Source organism: Pseudoalteromonas sp. SWYJZ12, from assembly GCF_015864395.1.
Classification (GTDB): Bacteria; Pseudomonadota; Gammaproteobacteria; order Enterobacterales; family Alteromonadaceae; genus Pseudoalteromonas; species Pseudoalteromonas arctica.
In genome coordinates, this window is sequence record NZ_JADYXH010000002.1 from 322,433 (window position 1) to 339,576 (window position 17,144).

A 17,144-nucleotide genomic window follows, 5' to 3' on the forward strand; every position below is an offset into this window, starting at 1 on the left:
GTAGGATACCAACTTGTATATAAATTTAAAGGGGATACAGTGCGTTTGCATGAATTTTAAACGTATATATAAGCGAGTTAAATGACTGATGCCGATATTAATATCGGCATCAGTATATTTACTTTATTAGGTTTTTAATCGCTTCTAAGCCTTTTTTTAGGGTATCTGCATCGGTAGCATAGTTAATACGGATACACTCGTGCTTGTGCGCCCAGCTGTCGTCAATGCCGATAAAAAAGTTGTGACCTGGGATCACATACACGTCTTGCTCTTTGAGTTTTTGATACAACACCTCGCTTGTTATTTTTGTATCTTTAAACCACAGCCACATAAAAAATGCACCTTCAACTTTGTGCAAATAAACAGGCAATTCGGCAAACACTTCGTCAAACAATTCAATCGCTATGTGTGCTTTATTACGATAAAAAGGCAGTACAACATTACGGCACAATGGCAGTAGTTCGTTGTCGTTAATTAAGCGTGTCACTAAGCTTGGACCAATACTATTTGGCGATAACACCATGCTGCCATTTACGCGGCCAATTGCTTTAATAATCTCATTGTTTGCAACCACAATACCGCTGCGTAAACCCGGTAGGCCAAGTTTTGAAAGTGACATACATAAAATAATGTTTGAGTTCCACGTTAGGTTTGCGTCTGTGTAAATACAACCTGGAAACGGATCGCCATATGCGTTATCAATAATGAGTGGAATACCATATTGCTTAGCGAGCAAATCAAGGTGTTTTACTTCATCATCAGTAATTACATTACCTGTTGGATTGGTAGGGCGTGATACGCACAGTGCGCTTATGCTGCTGTCGTTTGCTAGTACTTTTTCAACTGCTTTAAAATCAATGACGTATTTAAACTGTTTTGATGCACTACCTGTATTTAAAATTTCGATATCAGGCTTTATGGCAACAAACATATCAGCCGATAAGCCTTGATCGGCATAACCTATGTACTCTGGCGCAAGGGGAAATAAAATCTTTTTATGGCTGCCATCCGGCATTTCACCTGCCAACATATTAAACAATACAAAAAAGTTAGCTTGGCTGCCATTACCAAGTGCTACGTTATCGGCGCTAATATCCCATGCGAACTCTTTACTTAGCTGGCCTGCTAATGCAGCTCTAAACTCGTCGTTACCAGTCGGGCCGTCGTAAAGGCCAAATACCTGCGATACCTTGTTACTGGCAACGAGTTTTTGTAATTCACTTAAAAAAACCTCATTTACTTGTGGTACTAATGCGGGGTTACCGCCACCGAGCATAACAATATTAGGATTGTTGCTGTTTTTAGCACCACCTAAATCTTCCATTAACTGAGTAATGCCGTTGGGTTGTGTGAATTTAGTGCCAAAGTTTGAGTAGTTCATAATGCATAGCGTTTGTTAGTAATGGGGAGGGCAGTATAGCGTAAATAAAGGGCTTAAATTCGATGATGAGAATAATTCAATGCTTAGCTTTGTAGTTGGCTATGACAATGTAATTTCTTATAAAACAAAGGCTAAGTTAAGGTTTTTTAACGCCGTACAAAAACTCTTCGCCGCAGTCCATATACAAATCGAATTTGGTCATAACTTTGGTGAACATGGGGGCGTGTAAAAACTCGTTTAACCATGCGCGTACATGCGTGTATTCACTTTGTAAGTACCAATGTTTATCTACACGGGCAAACTGTCTAATAAATGGCAGCAGGGCATAATCGGCTAGACTTTTTTCATCGCCCATTAAGTATTTATGCGTGGTTAGTTTTTCTTCAAATTGCTTAATAAATTCTTCGCAGGCTTTTTGGTAATAAATTTGTGCCATGTCTTTTGTGCGAGCATAAAATTTGTACTTTTCGAGCACGGGTTTAAATTGCGTGTCGTTTAGCTTAATTAATTCAAGCATGCGCTCAAGTGCTAATGGGTCTTGAGTATGCAGTAAATTATGCGGATCGTTTTGCTTTAAAGCCCAGAGCATAATATCTAGGCTTTCATCTATAACTTGATTATTCGGCAGTAATAAAACAGGCACCGTGCCTTTTGGCGATATTTTCAAAAGATGCGGTGGTTTATTTTTAGTTTTAATAGCGCGTAGTAGCACGTGTTGCTCTGCCATTAAAATACCCATTCGTGCACGCATTGCGTATGGGCAGTGTTGTAATGAATATAATAATGGCAATGTCATTTTAATACTTACCTTAACTGTTTAAGCCTTCAACATATTGCTGACGTGTTTTTACCTTTACCATGTGATTTAACTGATCAGCAGCGTGTGTTTGCCCGCTAATTAAATCCTGAAAATGCGCAAGTAACACGGCTTTATCGAGTTTTTCTTTATCGCCTGAGCCAATGTCGGTTAAATCAATCATAAACTCGTCAAACTTGTCGGCGTAATCGGTCACAATATCCATATTTAAAAATTGCTCGTGGTTATAAATGCTCGGGTAGCCGCCTTTTTGTTTATCAATAGCAAAACTAATGCCTTTAACATTGGTAACGGTTGTTTCCTTTTTACAGCTCAGCATACAGCTGGCGTCAATACGTGGTTTCTTACAGCCAACGGTTTGCTGGAAAAAACACTGACGGCTGGTCATCATTAGTATTGGATGATAAATGCTGTACATCATTTTAAAGTTGTTAGGGCGTTTAATACTACGCATTTGTGGTTTGTTTATTTCGTTTGAAATAAACGCGCCTTTTGCGTTTAAATCTTCTTGTAGTGTTAGTAACGCATAAGAGTTTGTAGTGTTTAATAATGGACCGGCAATCCAGTCAAGACCCATTTGCACTGCTTTAAATGCAACGCCTGTGTTGTTACTAATAATAAGCTTAGGTTTTACAACCTCGAGTAAACGCACTGCTTCTTCAAAATCTTTACCAATTAACACCGCCGGAAACCACGGAATTAACTGCGGGTGCTCTAAAAATACGTTGATGTATTTATCGTTATCGGTTCTAAAGCTCTCAGGTAATTTAAAGTAAACATCGCCATTTGTTAAATCACATAGGTGAACGTCTTTTATGTCCGATATTAAAATGGAGAGTGTTGTTTTGTTTTTATCTGCTTTTTCGTGGTTTACTAGTTTAGGCAGTTCAACAGGCGCGAGTACATCTTTGCCTTCGTTTAATAAAAACGCGACTTGCTTTTTAATACGGGCGAGCTCTTTAAACGGAATGCTTAAGTTGTTGCCTAAGTTTGAGTAATCCATATTTTTAATTTCAAAATTCGCATTACTAAAGCTTTTAAAGCGTTTATCAATAGCAGCAATATCAACAACCGATTTATCGGCGGTTTGCATAGGCATTTGCGATTGAACTTCAAAGCGTAGAGGCTCTTTTTCGTTTTTATTCGAAAGCGTAATATCGTTTTTATCTTCAATAATTATGTTTACAGTGAATGGCTGATTTAGTTGCCCTGAAAATTCTAATGTAAGCTCGCGCTTTGAAATATCTAAAAATTCAATTTTCTTTTTAACTAACGAATCAATTTCACTTTTTTGAGTGGAAAGCTCTTGCTGAGCATCGTAAATTTGCACGACCGAAATTGCATTGTTTTTTTCGTTAGCGTGATCAAAGCTATGGTCGCGCGGGTTATCGGTAAACATGTTTTTGGTCATGTCGCCGGTTAAAAACTTATTGGTAAAGTTACGGTTAAACACTTTGTATAAGCTTGAATCGTCTTCAATTAGGTTACCGGTTTGCACAAACGTGTCTATTTGTTTGCGCCAGCTATCAATAACCGTATGTACGTAGTTAGCGCCTTTAATACGGCCTTCTACTTTTAACGAATCAACACCTGCGGCTACCAGCTCTGGTAGGTCAAAATAAGCTGAATTATCTTTTAAATTTAGTGGATGTTTGTTACCCATCGCCGTTGGCTCGTATTCATCACGACACGCTTGCGAGCAGCGACCACGGTTACCCGAGTTACCTACACTCACTGAGCTTGAATAACATTGCCCTGAAAACGCAATACATAACGCCCCGTGCACAAATACTTCGGTTAATACGTCGCATTTATGCGCTACGTCGGTCAGTATTTTGATTTCAGTTAAGTTAAGCTCGCGCGATAAATTTACACGTGTAGCGCCAATGCGGGCTAAAAACTCAACTTGTGATTCGTTATGCGTAGTTAACTGCGTTGATGCGTGAATATGCAAAGTAGGAAAGTGCTTTTTAACTATATTGAATAACCCTAGATCTTGCACAATAATGCCGTCGAGCGTGGTATTTACTAGCTGATTTAATAGCTTAAATAGCGCACCCATTTCGTGCTCTAATATAACTACATTTAGCGTTAAAAAAATCTCACAGCCGTATTCATGGGCTAGGCGAAGTGCGCCGTTAAGCTCATCAAACGAAAGATTAGACGCTCGGTTACGTGCATTAAAGGTATCTAACCCACAATAAACCGCATTAGCACCGGCTACAATGGCGGCTTTTACCGCGTTTACATCACCGCCTGGGGCTAATAGTTCAATCTTTCTACTCATGACAACTTCACTTCGCTCATATTTAATTGCCGCGAATTTTATCTGGTTAAGCACGTTAATGCTATTTATTGAGGGATATAATAAAGACTAATACCAATTCGCTTAATTAAGTGATCTATTTTGAGGCTGGAAAAACGTGTTGATAGCTAGGCAAAAAATTCGCTATTTAGTTGTTCTAAATGAGAATTTTTTAACACAGGTAGCGACACGTTTAGCCCCGCAAAATGATTAAGTATTATTGCGGATTGGTATAGAATAAAAGAGTGTATAAAATTACAATTAAGCAGGCTGATTTATTACGTAAACATGTAATAAAATGATAGTTTATAAGCAAGCAACACTTTCAACTTTACTTAGGCGATACCCATCAGTAATCAAGATCTTAAACAGTTAGATACAGATTTAAACCGTGAAGAATCTGTAATTATTAACACCCAACTAAAAATAGCCACATTTAACCTGTTTAACTATCTTGAGCCACCCAATGCATATTATGAGTTTGAGAAAATTTATACCGCGCAGCAGTGGGCTAAAAAGCAGCGTTGGATTGTTGATTACTTAACAGAGCATGCCCCTGATGTGATTGGTTTTCAGGAAGTGTTTAGTATTAACTCGTTAAAAGAGTTAGTGGGCGGGCAAGGCTATAATTACTTTGCGGTGGTAGATACGCCAGAGGTGATTGATGATTTTATTTATAAACGTCCCGTGGTAGCAATTGCCTCTAAATATCCCATAGTTGAGGTAGCAGCGGTTGAACACGATAGTGAGCTTGCAAGTACGCTTGGCCTTAATAGTGAGTTTACTTTTAGTCGTAAGGTATTGAGAGCGACCGTTACTTTACCGCACATAGGCAATACTGATTGTTATGTGGTGCATTTTAAATCTAAGCGCCCGATGATTAATGTTGATGAACACAATAAAGAGCTAGCGCCCGAGCAAAACATAATTGAGATTTTAAAAGCGAATGTAGCGGGTGGTTGGGGCTCAACTATTCAGCGTGGCAGTGAAGCTACATTGCTAATGATGCAAATGATTACTCGCCGCGAAGCTACGCAGCAACCCATGCTATTAATGGGGGACTTTAATAATGAACTTGCGGATGGCGTATTAAGCCATTTACTGACGAGTACGCTACGCTTTGCTCCTGCGTTTGACGCTAAAACCTACTTAGCAAAATATTGTTTAAATGATTCATGGGATTTGTTTGTTAAGTCGCAGCTAAGTAATGATGAGGTTTTTAGCGATGAAGCAACAACAAACGATGTACAAAGTGATTGTGATAGCAATAACAGCGAGATTGTTGATTCAGCAGATAAAAGCCAAGTAAAAAATATAAATATAACAAAGCCTGCATCCTTAAGACCGCCAACACATTATTATGGCGCGAGCAGCTCTGTGCTTGATTATATTTTATTGTCGTGTGAGTTTGACGCTAGTTACGATGACAGCTTTTTTGAAGTAAGCGCTTATAACACTTACGACAGGCACTTAATAAACCCCGAGTATGAGCGTGATGATTTAACTACCGACCACGGTGTTTTATTGGTTACCCTTAAACTAAGAAGCTAGGTTTTCTCATTTAATAACTTACAGCGTACGATTAAGCTAAAAAAGAATTAAGCAGCAATATGCATAATTATGCTAAAATCATAAATTAACAATTACCCATATTGCAGCGAAACTTGACCTGCAGTCTTTATGTGTATATTTTATCGCCAGAATTTTTGCATTAAATTAATAACAAATCACTAAAATGGTAAATATGGAATTTTACACTTACTCGTATCACACGCGAAAGATGGACTTAACTTCGCAAGTACACACTTTCTTCGTAAATCGAATTTATAATTCTAAATTGTTAGTGAAAGCTTTGCTTTTTGCTTTGTTTATTAGTTTAAGTAGCGCTTACGCGCAAGAAACCACCTCATACAGTTTAATCAATGAATCTAATGCAGGGCTGCTAAAAAGAGCCGAATTACTTATGGATACTGACGTTATAACAAGTATCGAACTAAGTAAGGCGTTGTTGTTACAAGCGCAAAGTGCTGATGACACGTTACTCAGTGCAAAATTACATAACTTATTAGGTAAAGCGAATAAAAAAAATAACAATATTAATGAATCGCTTCATCACTTTTCACAATCCTCGGCTTATTACAGCAAATTAAATGATTCACGCAACCAAATAAAGGCGTCTATTAATTATATAAAAATATTATTAGATGAAAAACGTTATGACGAACTTGCTAACCGCATTGAAACTTTATTACCAACAACGCTTGTGTATGGCGATGAGTTTTTTATAGCACAAGTACTCCTAACAAAAGGGGATTCGTTTTATGAACAAAAAAAATACAATGACGCGATCACGCAATATTCATCTGCTTTAAAATACCTTGTAAATAAAGACGAACAAATACAAAAACAGTTAGGTGAAACGTATAAAAAATTAGCTCAGTCGTATAAGCGCCTTGAAAATAGAGAGCAAACAGCTCATTTTTATACCAAAGCTTTAGAGATATATACTAATTTAGATGATTTAAAGTTGATGGCGCGTACATTAAATACACTAGCAGAAGCGCAGCGCTATTTAGACAACTTAGTTTTAGCCCTTGATTACTCCACTCGTGCATTAGAAATACATAAAGACATTGACGATCCTGTGGGCTTAGCTAAAGCATTATTAGGTGCTGGTATTATTTATCGCCATATCAACCTTTATGAAAAATCACTTAAGCATATAAATGAGGCATATTTATATTATAAAAAAGTAAATAACGTGCTTGGGATTGCTAAAACATCCAATCAAATGGGGCTGCTATACACTCGATTAAAGCAGTTTGATCAGGCCGAGATTTTCTATCAAATAACTATCGATTTACCAAAAGGTGTGGTCGAGGACAAAACGCTCGCGTCGGCCTTAAGAGAAATGGCTGTTATTAGCTATGAGTCTGGCGACTTAGAATCAGCGATGAAATTTGCTCAGAAAGCTTACGTAACTTATAAAACCAAAAATCTTACATCCTACATTTCTATAACAGCGCGTATTATTGCTAATATTTATCGTGCCCAAGGGAATAAAAACAAGGCTATAGAGTATTACAGAGAGTCGTTGTCGTTCGCCAGAGAAACGGGCAGTAAGCTTTATGAGATAAAGTCGCTAACAGCGCTTGCGGCGATTTTAATTGGTATTGATACAAATGAGGCGATTTCTTTACTAAAAAGGTCACTCGCTTTATCAACCGAAATAGATGATAAGTTACATATGCTATACGCTTATCGTGAAATTCGAATAGCAGAAAAACAGCGTGGACGAATAAATGAATCACTACGTTACGCGGAAGAAGAAATAGCCCTGACCGGAATCATTCAATACGAAAGAGACGAAAGTAAGCTTGCTCTTGAAAAAGCACATTTGCATTCTCACAAAATGGAAATAGAGTTGGAGACGTTAAGAGAAAAAGAAAAACTCCATCAACTTGAGCTTGAAAAGAAAAACAATGAAATTGAAATATCAGGCCAAGCTAGGGTTATATCAGAGCTAGAGCTTGCAAAAAACAAATACGCGAGTATTGCGCTCGCATTTTTATTAGCCGCTTGCTTAGCTATTGTTTTATTGGTTTATCGAAGCTTTATTGCCTCTAAAAAACGTAATGAAGAGTTAGACTATTTGGCCGCGCGAGACCCTTTAACCAATTGTTATAACCGCCGCATTTTATTTGAGATTATGAATCGCGACTTTTTGGATTTACCTCAGATTGAAGAATATTGTATTTTAATGGTCGATATTGACCATTTTAAAAGTGTTAACGATACTTATGGGCACAGCATTGGCGACACCGTACTTTGTGGCGTTGCCAGTCTTTTACAAGCTAATATACGTACGAGTGATAGCGTTGCACGTTTTGGTGGCGAAGAATTTTGTATTATTTTACCCAACACGACTCAAGAGCAAGCAATACGTATTGCTGAGGCTATTCGTATTAAAGTAGAAAAAGCGATATTTGATGATATTCCTGTTACGTGTAGTTTTGGGGTTACGTCTATTAAATTTAAAGCCAGAACACCTTCTGAGTTAATTGAACAGGCCGATTTAGCACTTTATGAGGCTAAGTCTTTGGGTCGTAATCAAGTTGTGTTGTGGGATTGTGCGTTTGAAGAGTTTAAGCTTTTTAGATCGGAGTAAATCCAACAGTATACAGCTCAGTTTTGATGTTATTTTTAAAATCATAACAAGTAAATTTTATACAACGCCGTGAGTTACTTACATATGTAATTAGGTTTATTAAATTAACCCTTTAAATATCAGTGTATTAATTTAGGCTTTAAAATTGCATTCTAAACTAAGTTAAAAAACAAAATAAGGGATTTAGTAATGACTGAAGTTGCACTTTCGGCCTATTTGGCATTTTACCTCTATTTAATTATGTTGCTTGTACAGTGGGCTGTGGCTACGTTTAGCAAAGCTAAAGAGCCAAATGCTGTACCAGGTAAAATTGACGAGGATTTATCGCACGATAGCTTTATATTTAGAGCGCATCGTACGTTTCATAATACGCTTGAAAACAGTGCATTATTTATAGGTACGGTGTTATTTGCGTTTGTAATTAATTATCAAAGCCCGATTTTTGCTATGTGTATTTGGGTGTACTTAATTGCGCGCTTAATTCACATGGCGCTGTACTACGCTATAGCAACAGAGAAAAACCCAAGCCCGCGTAGTTACTTTTTTTTAATTGGTGTGCTTGCTAATGTGGTTATGCTGATAATGATAGGGTTAAGACTAATCTTTTAATTTATAAAAAAGTTATAAACTCTATTTATAACTTTAAACAAAAAAGCGAAGAGCCTTTAAGGCATCTTCGCTTTTTTGTTTAGGTAGCAGCAGAATATAAACCACGTCTACAGTAAGGTAATATTAATGGCTAATCGACGCCTATAAACCCACCTGTTTGGTGTGTCCACAGGGCTGCGTAAATCCCGCCCTTAGCGATTAGTTCTTCATGAGTGCCTTGCTCAACTACGCCGCCGTCATCAAGTACAATTAATCTATCCATTTGTGCAATGGTTGAGAGCCTATGCGCTATGGCGATTACTGTTTTGCCTGTCATTAAATCATCAAGGCTTGCCTGAATTGCCGCTTCTACTTCAGAGTCGAGTGCGCTGGTGGCTTCGTCGAGTATAAGTATGGGTGCATTTTTAAGTAGCACACGTGCAATAGCAATACGTTGGCGCTGACCGCCCGAAAGAGTAACACCGCGTTCGCCCACTTGTGCATCAAAACCTTTGTTACCTTTGCTATCTACCAAGTCGTTTATAAACTCAAGCGCCTTAGCTTGTTTGGTCGCGTTAATCATCTCAGCTTGCGTTGCATCGGGGCGACCGTACAAAATGTTGTCTTTTACTGAGCGATGAAGCAGGGAAGTGTCTTGCGTAACCATCGCTATGTAGCGGCGTAGACTTTCTTGGCTTACGTCTGTGATGTTTTGCCCATCAATTTTTATTGTTCCTGAGTCAGTATCGTAAAAACGCAGTAACAAGTTAACAAGTGTTGATTTACCAGCGCCAGAGCGACCGACTAAGCCAATTTTTTCGCCAGGTTTAATGTTTAAGTTTAAACCATTCATTACTGGGCTGCGATTAGTCTCGTTTGCAGCTTTGCCGTAGTTAAAATGTACATTGTTAAACTCAATGGCACCTTGGCTTACGTTAAGTGTATCGGCATTTGGTTTATCGGCAACTTCAATAGGGTTAGACAGTGTTTTCATGCCATCGGCTACGGTGCCAATGTTTTCGAACAAGCTGCTTATTTCCCACATGATCCACTGCGCCATACCGTTTAATCTAAGCGCTAGACTAACAGCAACTGCAATGGCACCTGCGCTAATTGCACTAAGCGACCATAAATAAAGTGATACAGCGGTAACTGAAAATACTAATAAATAATTTAAGCTTTGAATAACAAAGTTTAGGCTGGTTACCAAGCGCATTTGTTTGTACACAGGCTGTAAAAATACATCCATGCTTTGTTTTGCGTATTGCTCTTCACGCTGGGTATACGAAAACAATTTAATAGTAGAAATATTTGTATAGCTATCAACAATTCGACCGGTCATTTCTGAGCGCGCATCAGCTTGTGAGCTGGCAATTTTTTTAAGGCGAGGTACAAAATAAAGCTGTACGCAAATGTATAAAACTAACCAAACCAGTAAAGGGATCATTAAGCGCCAATCAGCTTCGGCAACTAAAAAGACCATTGAGCCAAAATAAACCACTATGTACATTAATACATCGAGTAGTTTGGTCACTGTTTCGCGAACGGCTAAAGAGGTTTGTAATACTTTGGTGGCTATTCTTCCTGCAAACTCATTTTGATAAAAGCTCACACTTTGGCGCAGTAAATAACGATGCGCTAACCAGCGAATCGACATAGGGTAATTGCCCAGTAATGCTTGGTGCAAAATAGCAGAATGAAAAAATACGACTACGGGCAATACCAGTAAGAGCATAACAGCCATTTTGATAAGCGCAGGCTTTTGCTCTACAAATAGGGTTTCGGGTGTGTAGGCCGTTAACCAATCAACAAGTTGGCCCATGTAGCTAAATAAAGAAACCTCTAAAATAGCGAGCATGGCGGCGCTGATTGACATTAGCACCAACGACAGTTCCATTCCTTTGGTGTAGTGACGGCAAAAAGCAAATAAAGTCGAAGGCGGCTGAGTAGGTTGATCCTCAGGAAATGCTTTTGTCATTTTTTCAAATAATCGATACATTTTAAAAACTTAAATGGCAAATAATGGTGGCTATTATACCATTTAAGTATTTTTAAATGCAGGTTTGTAAGGTATTAATTGTGAATATGCTAGAGCGTTATTAATATAAACTTATGTATAAAAGAACACTTAAAAAAACTTCACTGACTTTATAGCATTGGGTTATTTAGGTTTGTACCTTTGCTCATGTATAAATCGTCATATCTGAGACCACCATTTCCGTAAGGCTTTTTAATTGGGCCTGTATTACAGTTAGCTAAAAAATATATAAGAGGTTGTTCGCGCTTCATTCTAAATTGTGCATTTTTATACACCAGTGTTTGCTTGCTAAATTCACCCCCTTTTACGTAAACATCATATTGCTGACCTTGCTCTGAGGCTGCTGCGTTATTAACAACATACCATACGTCGTACCAGGTATTTGTTTGCAGAGGTTTAGCTGACTGTTTGGTAGTGTAGTTTTGAATGTTGCTATATCCGCCGTCGGTTTTAACCATTAAAGCGCCATCGTTTACAAGCCCGTTTGATTCTGTTTTATCGGTTACGCGAAGTGTTGGCTCAAACGCATCGTACGCATGTTTATTAATTAGCTCTGGCGTGAGGTTGCTTAATCCAAAAGCATGATTATTAGGAAACGCAGCGACGTTTATACGTATATAAAATGTGTAGGTGTCACCAACTTCAACCGCTTGTGGAAGTTTTGTATAAGAAAGTGCTTTACGATTTCCTACAATGCCCTCAGCCGCAGGCTTTTTTAGTAAATAATGATTTGTTGATGCAGATGCTTGTTCTGGTTGTATAACTGTTATTTGTGGGTTTTTAACCTGTGGCTTAGTTTCATTTTGCGTATCGACACTTTGCCACTTGCTAAGTGAATTTTCAAAGTTATCAATAAGTAGCCAATCGCTCGATGTACTTTTTTGAATGGTTGAACATGCTGATAGCGTGCTAAACAAACATAGAATTAAAATGTGTTTGGAAGACATAATTGGCTCTCGTAATATTATTGATATTTGGTTAACCAATTTAAATTTTGGCTATAGTTTTTATTGAGAGTTATGTAACCAATTTAATGTTTTTATGTCAATCATTAAAAAATAGGTATGGCGTGGGAACTGCGAAGATATAAAAATTATTATTCCATTCAGAAAATTAACCAGTAAACTTATTCATTAAATCAACTCAGCAAATTTCAGCTGAGTTTAAAATAATTTAATAGTTAGGATGTTATATGTATACGGGTTCGTGTTTGTGCGGTGAGGTAAGGGTTAAAGTGTCGGGCAGTATAACTAGGGCGTGTTGATCTTTATGGATTGAAATTTGTTCAATCTAGGGGCGATTTAATCGCGGCGCAAGGTTTGTAACCTAGTGGGCTAAGTAAAAACCGAGCAACAAAGAGTCAATCGTCCCTAGAAAGAACCCAAAGGGCAGCGCATGTTTGGCATCTATGCTGCGTTATCGCCAATGTATGGGGAACAACCACATATCATAGGCTCTGCCTTGCCTAAATACCAAACACACTGCTGCAAATTCAACCACCAAAGAACAACACGCCCTACTATTATCCATTGTCATTGTTCACTGTGCAGAAAAAACAGCGGGACTGCATTTGCAACCAATGGCTTTGTAAATACAGATGACTTCACAATAACCAAAGGAAAAGCACTACTTAGTGAATTTAGTTTTAAACCAGGGCGCACTCGTTACTTTTGTAAATGTTGTGGCTCGCCGGTTTACAGTAGCAACAATGATGACAAAAGTAGAATACGAATTCGTTTAGGAATATTTGATAGCGATATTACTGAGCAGGTTTTATCGCATAATTTTGTTACGTCTAAAGCTAACTGGGAGAAGTTAGAAACAAGCTTACCGTGCTATGAAAAACATGAACCTGGTCGGTAACGCGCTTTATTCAATGTGGTAAATGCTGTTAATACTTTTATAAAGGGTTGGCGCAAAGTTTATAAACACAGGTGAGTTTTGTATTTCATCAACGTTTATATGCATTAATGTATGTTGGCTTAGTATGATCACTATATTTTTGTATTCGTTAAACTCTATTATCGCTAAGCACTTAAAATGTCGCCTTAAAAGCACTAAAAGCATTTGCAGCTCTTGGCCAGTTTGTGGGTTTAAATTAATGATTACTTGCGTATTTTGCTCACTGCAGCTATTTATATTTTGCCAAAAGCTATCGCTGGTTAAAAAAGGCTGGTGATATTCACCACTAAAAATATCGATAGTAATTACGTTAAAGTGAACAGTGCATTGGGTAATATATTGTTCGGCGCATTGTAAATAGGTGCTGTGCTTAATTGGTAACTTAAAGTGCTGGGCAGCAATTAAGGCAATGTTTGGGTTTATTTCTACCGTGTTAAATGTATTGATGGTGTTTATGTAAGGCGTACTACTTTGCAAGTGATACATAATTCGCTCAAACCCTGCAGTGCCTAAACCTAGATTTAATATATTTAGTGTATCTACCGGTTTAAGTAAAAATAACATCATACACTGGTTTATCGGTACTATTACTTGCTCTGGGTGTGTAAGGTTCATAACGCCTTGAATTGTTATGTCTTCATTGGTTTTTTGTGCAAGCGTTAACCATCGGTATTCTTTATTTTGATACACGCATACGGGGCCGTATGCACTTTGCTGCGACTCAATAAGGTTACTTTTAATTGTATCTTCTTTTAGCTGACGCATAACTTAAACTATTAATGTATACACAATGACAGTGTGCCACGAAAAACACATTTTTAAATAGATTATTGTGTAACAAGGTTTGTAATTTAACCTCTAAATATAATATTGTATTAGCTATTAATTAGTTAGACGTTATTCAAGGATTGAAAATGAGAACATTTATTTGCGCTGTTCATTTTGTGTGTGCTCAGTGGATGAAAAAATTAGACTCAAGAAATAAAAATACAGCCATCAATGCTGCAGCATTGTTAGCCATGATATCTACTGTATATAGTTTTCTTTTAGCTATGACGTTTGACATTCACTACTTAGATAAAATAATCAGTACCTTTAAGCAAAACCCTTTACTTATTGGTGCTCTATTTTACGCAATAGTAATTGGAATTGTGTTTTTAATTTTGGGTGATTTTAACGGTTATAGAAGTAGAGTTAGATCTTGTATAAATAAAGGGAGCTTTAAAAAATATATTTTAGGAATAAAGCTGTGGATGTTTGGGTTAATTCCTATGACCGGTATTATGTTGATTGTACGACTCAATTAACTCTCTAAGTATTACTATAACTGCGCTTTAGCGTGCTCCTTTCTACATCTACCTCAAATGTATTGCCATAAAATCTTAGTTAAGTAATGGTTACACTATAATAATTAGGAGCTAATAGATGCTTAAAACACCTTTGAAAATCACAACAACGTTACTCAAATTTACTGCAATTGCAGGCGCTTGCACACTTGCATTATCAGCACATGGTGAAACGCAATTACAATATACCGACCAACAAAAGTTACACGATATAGCAAGTGAAGTGTCGGCTACCCGTATCGGTAGTGACATTCAAACGCTGGTGGATTTTGGTACTCGCCATACGCTTTCAGAGACTAAATCGGATACGCGAGGTATTGGTGCGGCTAGGCGTTGGATAAAAAAAGAATTTGAAAAAATATCTGTGCAGTGTGGTGGTTGTCTGGAAATTATTGAAGTAAAGGACACTATATCGGGCGAAAAACGCATTCCTAATCCTGTTGAAGTGGTTAACATAGTGGCTATTCAACGTGGGTCGAGCGAGCCGAATCGCATGGTAATGATGTCGGGTGATATAGATTCACGTGTAAGCGATGTTATGGACTTTACTAGCGACTCTCCTGGGGCAAATGATAACGCATCGGGCGTTGCAGGAGTAATAGAAGCAGCTCGTGTTTTAAGTAAATACAAATTTAATGGTTCGGTAGTTTACGCGGCGCTTTCGGGCGAAGAGCAAGGTTTGTTTGGCGGTAAAATATTAACGGCTTATGCACAAAAGCATAACTGGCAAGTTCATGGCGTTTTAAACAACGATATGATTGGCAATATTACCGGTATTAATGGGGTAACTAATAACACGACTGCACGTATATTTTCAGAAGGTACCCGTGTTGTAGAAACAAAAGAGCAAGCTAATACTCGGCGCTTTACAGGTGGTGAAGTTGATTCTGCGAGTCGTAATTTAGCTCGCTACATAGATACTATTGCTGACAGATATATTCCTAATTTAGATACAATGCTTGTATATCGATTAGATAGATTTGGCCGTGGTGGGCATCACCGTCCATTTAATGATGCAGGTTTTGCAGCAGTGCGTATTATGGAAACTAACGAGCACTACGATCGTCAGCATCAAGATTTACGCACTGAAAATGGTGTTGAGTATGGTGATACCATTGAAGGTGTTGATTTTGATTATACGGCTAAGTTAACTTCACTTAATGCGGTAACGATGGCGTCTATGGCGTGGGCACCCGCACCGCCAAAAGAAGTTAAAATAAAGGGCGCTGTTACAGCTGATACGTCGTTTTCATGGCAAGAAAGCAGTGATGAAAATATTGCTGGCTATAAAATTTATTGGCGTTACACGAGCGAGCCGCAATGGCAGTTTAGTAAATACGTTGGTAAGGTTTCACAGTACACACTTAAAAACGTAGTGATTGATAATTATTACTTTGGTGTAGCCTCTGTTAGTAAAGACGGGATTGAGTCTCCAGTAGTTTTTCCGGGTGATGTAGGTTCGTTTGATCACAATATAAAATAATAGTTTGGCTAAAAACACAGCAAACAGAGCGCTTTAAGGTGCAAACGACCTTTTTATACTTGCACCTTATTTACTAAGCCCTTAGAGTGTTAAAAAAGAAGTAAAAGGTTATTAAAAATGCAACAACAAGAAAAAAAGCCGTTAACAGCAAAAGAGCAAGTTATAACTGATGAGCAAAGAATGCAGTGGCAACGCGAATGTTTTCAAGCAGCGCAAAAACATTTAGCCGAAAAGGGCATTATGCCAAAATCAGTAGTTGATAAAGACAGCCGATTTTTAGCACCACTTTGTGCAATGTGGAAATTTAAAGCCCAAAACGGTAAAACATATTGGGTAGTAACAGGGCGCTTACCTACAGATCATGCTGAAGTAAGTGCAGCTACAGATGCTCGCGATGCAATGCGTTATTTTTCTTTGCAGTGGCAATTAAAAGCGGATCAAATTATGAGTACAGGCGCGCGTGATAAAACGCAGGTAGATTTTGCTAACTTACTTATAAATAGAGCACATGGCTTGTACGAAATGTATGATAATGAACCACTATGGGCAAATGAACCAAAGTAACTACAGTTTGGGTTAAGTAACAATGTAGAGGGTGATAGCTTATTTATTGCCCTTTTCTTTATCTAATGGACAAGTGTGAAGGGGGTTGTATTAAATGCTGAAACAGAGCATTGCATACGCTGTCTAGGAATTCCCGCCTCCATAAAAACATTTCCTTGCTGAATAAAGCCATTTCGCTTAAAACGCTCTACCTCATTTAAAATACAATTAATGCTAACTTCTTCAATGCCTTGGTTTGACGCTAATTCAACAATAAAGTTGAGAAGCGATTTATATACTTTGCGATTACGGTGCTCGGGTAATACAGCTATTCTGCCGATTAAGCCATCTGTACACAGCCGACCTGTTGCAATAGGGCAGTTTGCATCGTCTGTAACAAGTACATGTAATGCAATTTTATCTAGGCTATCAAATTCGATGTGCTTGGGGATATGTAACTCGTAAACAAAAACTCGCTCTCGAATTTTTTGTAGCATATCTTTTTTTATATCCCACTCAACCTTATCAACCAGATAGCCCATTGCAAACTCCTATTGATAGCCAATTAAAATG

Annotated in this window: 14 protein-coding genes; 7 read left to right on the forward strand and 7 right to left on the reverse strand. The window is 37.9% G+C overall.

All coding sequences use genetic code 11. From position 1 onward, the window contains the following. Nucleotides 1–118: 118 nt before the first annotated feature. The 3 genes from I6F42_RS03660 to I6F42_RS03670 form a co-directional block, all read right to left on the reverse strand. The gene (locus I6F42_RS03660) at nt 119–1,381 is read right to left on the reverse strand and encodes a valine--pyruvate transaminase (protein WP_197150965.1); all 1,263 of its coding nucleotides are present in this window, start codon (nt 1,379–1,381) and stop codon (nt 119–121) included. A 136-nt stretch (nt 1,382–1,517) separates the two neighbouring features. Further along, complete coding sequence (locus tag I6F42_RS03665; RefSeq protein WP_197150968.1) at nt 1,518–2,177, reverse strand: glutathione S-transferase; 660 nt, start codon at nt 2,175–2,177, stop codon at nt 1,518–1,520. Between the two features lie 13 nt (nt 2,178–2,190). Then, nucleotides 2,191–4,485: a peptidase U32 family protein gene (locus I6F42_RS03670; RefSeq protein ID WP_197150969.1), complete on the reverse strand. Its 2,295-nt coding sequence runs from the start codon at nt 4,483–4,485 to the stop codon at nt 2,191–2,193. A gap of 459 nt (nt 4,486–4,944) precedes the next feature. Here I6F42_RS03670 and I6F42_RS03675 point away from each other — a divergent pair, with 459 nt between their 5' ends. The 3 genes from I6F42_RS03675 (at nt 4,945) to I6F42_RS03685 (ending at nt 9,280) form a co-directional block, all read left to right on the forward strand. Next, nucleotides 4,945–6,054 carry an endonuclease/exonuclease/phosphatase family protein gene (locus tag I6F42_RS03675; RefSeq protein ID WP_197151127.1) on the forward strand — a complete coding sequence of 370 codons (1,110 nt, stop codon included), beginning with the start codon at nt 4,945–4,947 and terminating at the stop codon, nt 6,052–6,054. 229 nt (nt 6,055–6,283) lie between these two features. Next, complete coding sequence (locus I6F42_RS03680) at nt 6,284–8,671, forward strand: DUF2225 domain-containing protein (protein WP_197150973.1); 2,388 nt, start codon at nt 6,284–6,286, stop codon at nt 8,669–8,671. A gap of 189 nt (nt 8,672–8,860) precedes the next feature. After that, nucleotides 8,861–9,280, forward strand: coding sequence for an MAPEG family protein (locus tag I6F42_RS03685; protein WP_024589162.1), 420 nt, complete (start codon nt 8,861–8,863; stop codon nt 9,278–9,280). 130 nt (nt 9,281–9,410) lie between these two features. Here I6F42_RS03685 and I6F42_RS03690 read toward each other — a convergent pair whose 3' ends face one another. Next, complete coding sequence (locus tag I6F42_RS03690) at nt 9,411–11,258, reverse strand: ABC transporter ATP-binding protein (protein ID WP_197150975.1); 1,848 nt, start codon at nt 11,256–11,258, stop codon at nt 9,411–9,413. 149 nt (nt 11,259–11,407) lie between these two features. Further along, nucleotides 11,408–12,244 (reverse strand): hypothetical protein, encoded by an 837-nt coding sequence (locus I6F42_RS03695; RefSeq protein WP_197150978.1) that lies wholly within the window; start codon nt 12,242–12,244, stop codon nt 11,408–11,410. Nucleotides 12,245–12,692: 448 nt separating this feature from the next. On the opposite strand from I6F42_RS03695, the gene I6F42_RS03700 reads away from it, so the two are divergent. Then, a complete protein-coding gene (locus tag I6F42_RS03700) occupies nt 12,693–13,160 on the forward strand; it encodes a GFA family protein (protein WP_231616297.1) in 468 nt (155 codons plus the stop codon). Nucleotides 13,161–13,166: 6 nt separating this feature from the next. On the opposite strand, the gene I6F42_RS03705 is transcribed toward I6F42_RS03700, so the two are convergent. Beyond that, nucleotides 13,167–13,964, reverse strand: a complete 798-nt coding sequence (locus tag I6F42_RS03705) for a hypothetical protein (protein ID WP_197150981.1) — start codon at nt 13,962–13,964, stop codon at nt 13,167–13,169. Between the two features lie 149 nt (nt 13,965–14,113). Between I6F42_RS03705 and I6F42_RS03710 the strand changes: the two genes are divergently transcribed. The 3 genes from I6F42_RS03710 (at nt 14,114) to I6F42_RS03720 (ending at nt 16,592) form a co-directional block, all read left to right on the forward strand. Then, nucleotides 14,114–14,506 (forward strand): hypothetical protein, encoded by a 393-nt coding sequence (locus I6F42_RS03710; protein WP_024589167.1) that lies wholly within the window; start codon nt 14,114–14,116, stop codon nt 14,504–14,506. Nucleotides 14,507–14,624: 118 nt separating this feature from the next. After that, on the forward strand, nt 14,625–16,028 hold the full coding sequence (locus I6F42_RS03715) for a M28 family peptidase (RefSeq protein WP_010552646.1): 1,404 nt from the start codon (nt 14,625–14,627) through the stop codon (nt 16,026–16,028). A gap of 117 nt (nt 16,029–16,145) precedes the next feature. Further along, nucleotides 16,146–16,592, forward strand: a complete 447-nt coding sequence (locus I6F42_RS03720; RefSeq protein ID WP_007580192.1) for a DUF4826 family protein — start codon at nt 16,146–16,148, stop codon at nt 16,590–16,592. 62 nt (nt 16,593–16,654) lie between these two features. On the opposite strand, the gene I6F42_RS03725 is transcribed toward I6F42_RS03720, so the two are convergent. Continuing rightward, complete coding sequence (locus tag I6F42_RS03725) at nt 16,655–17,113, reverse strand: GNAT family N-acetyltransferase (protein ID WP_010552647.1); 459 nt, start codon at nt 17,111–17,113, stop codon at nt 16,655–16,657. Nucleotides 17,114–17,144 lie beyond the last annotated feature (31 nt).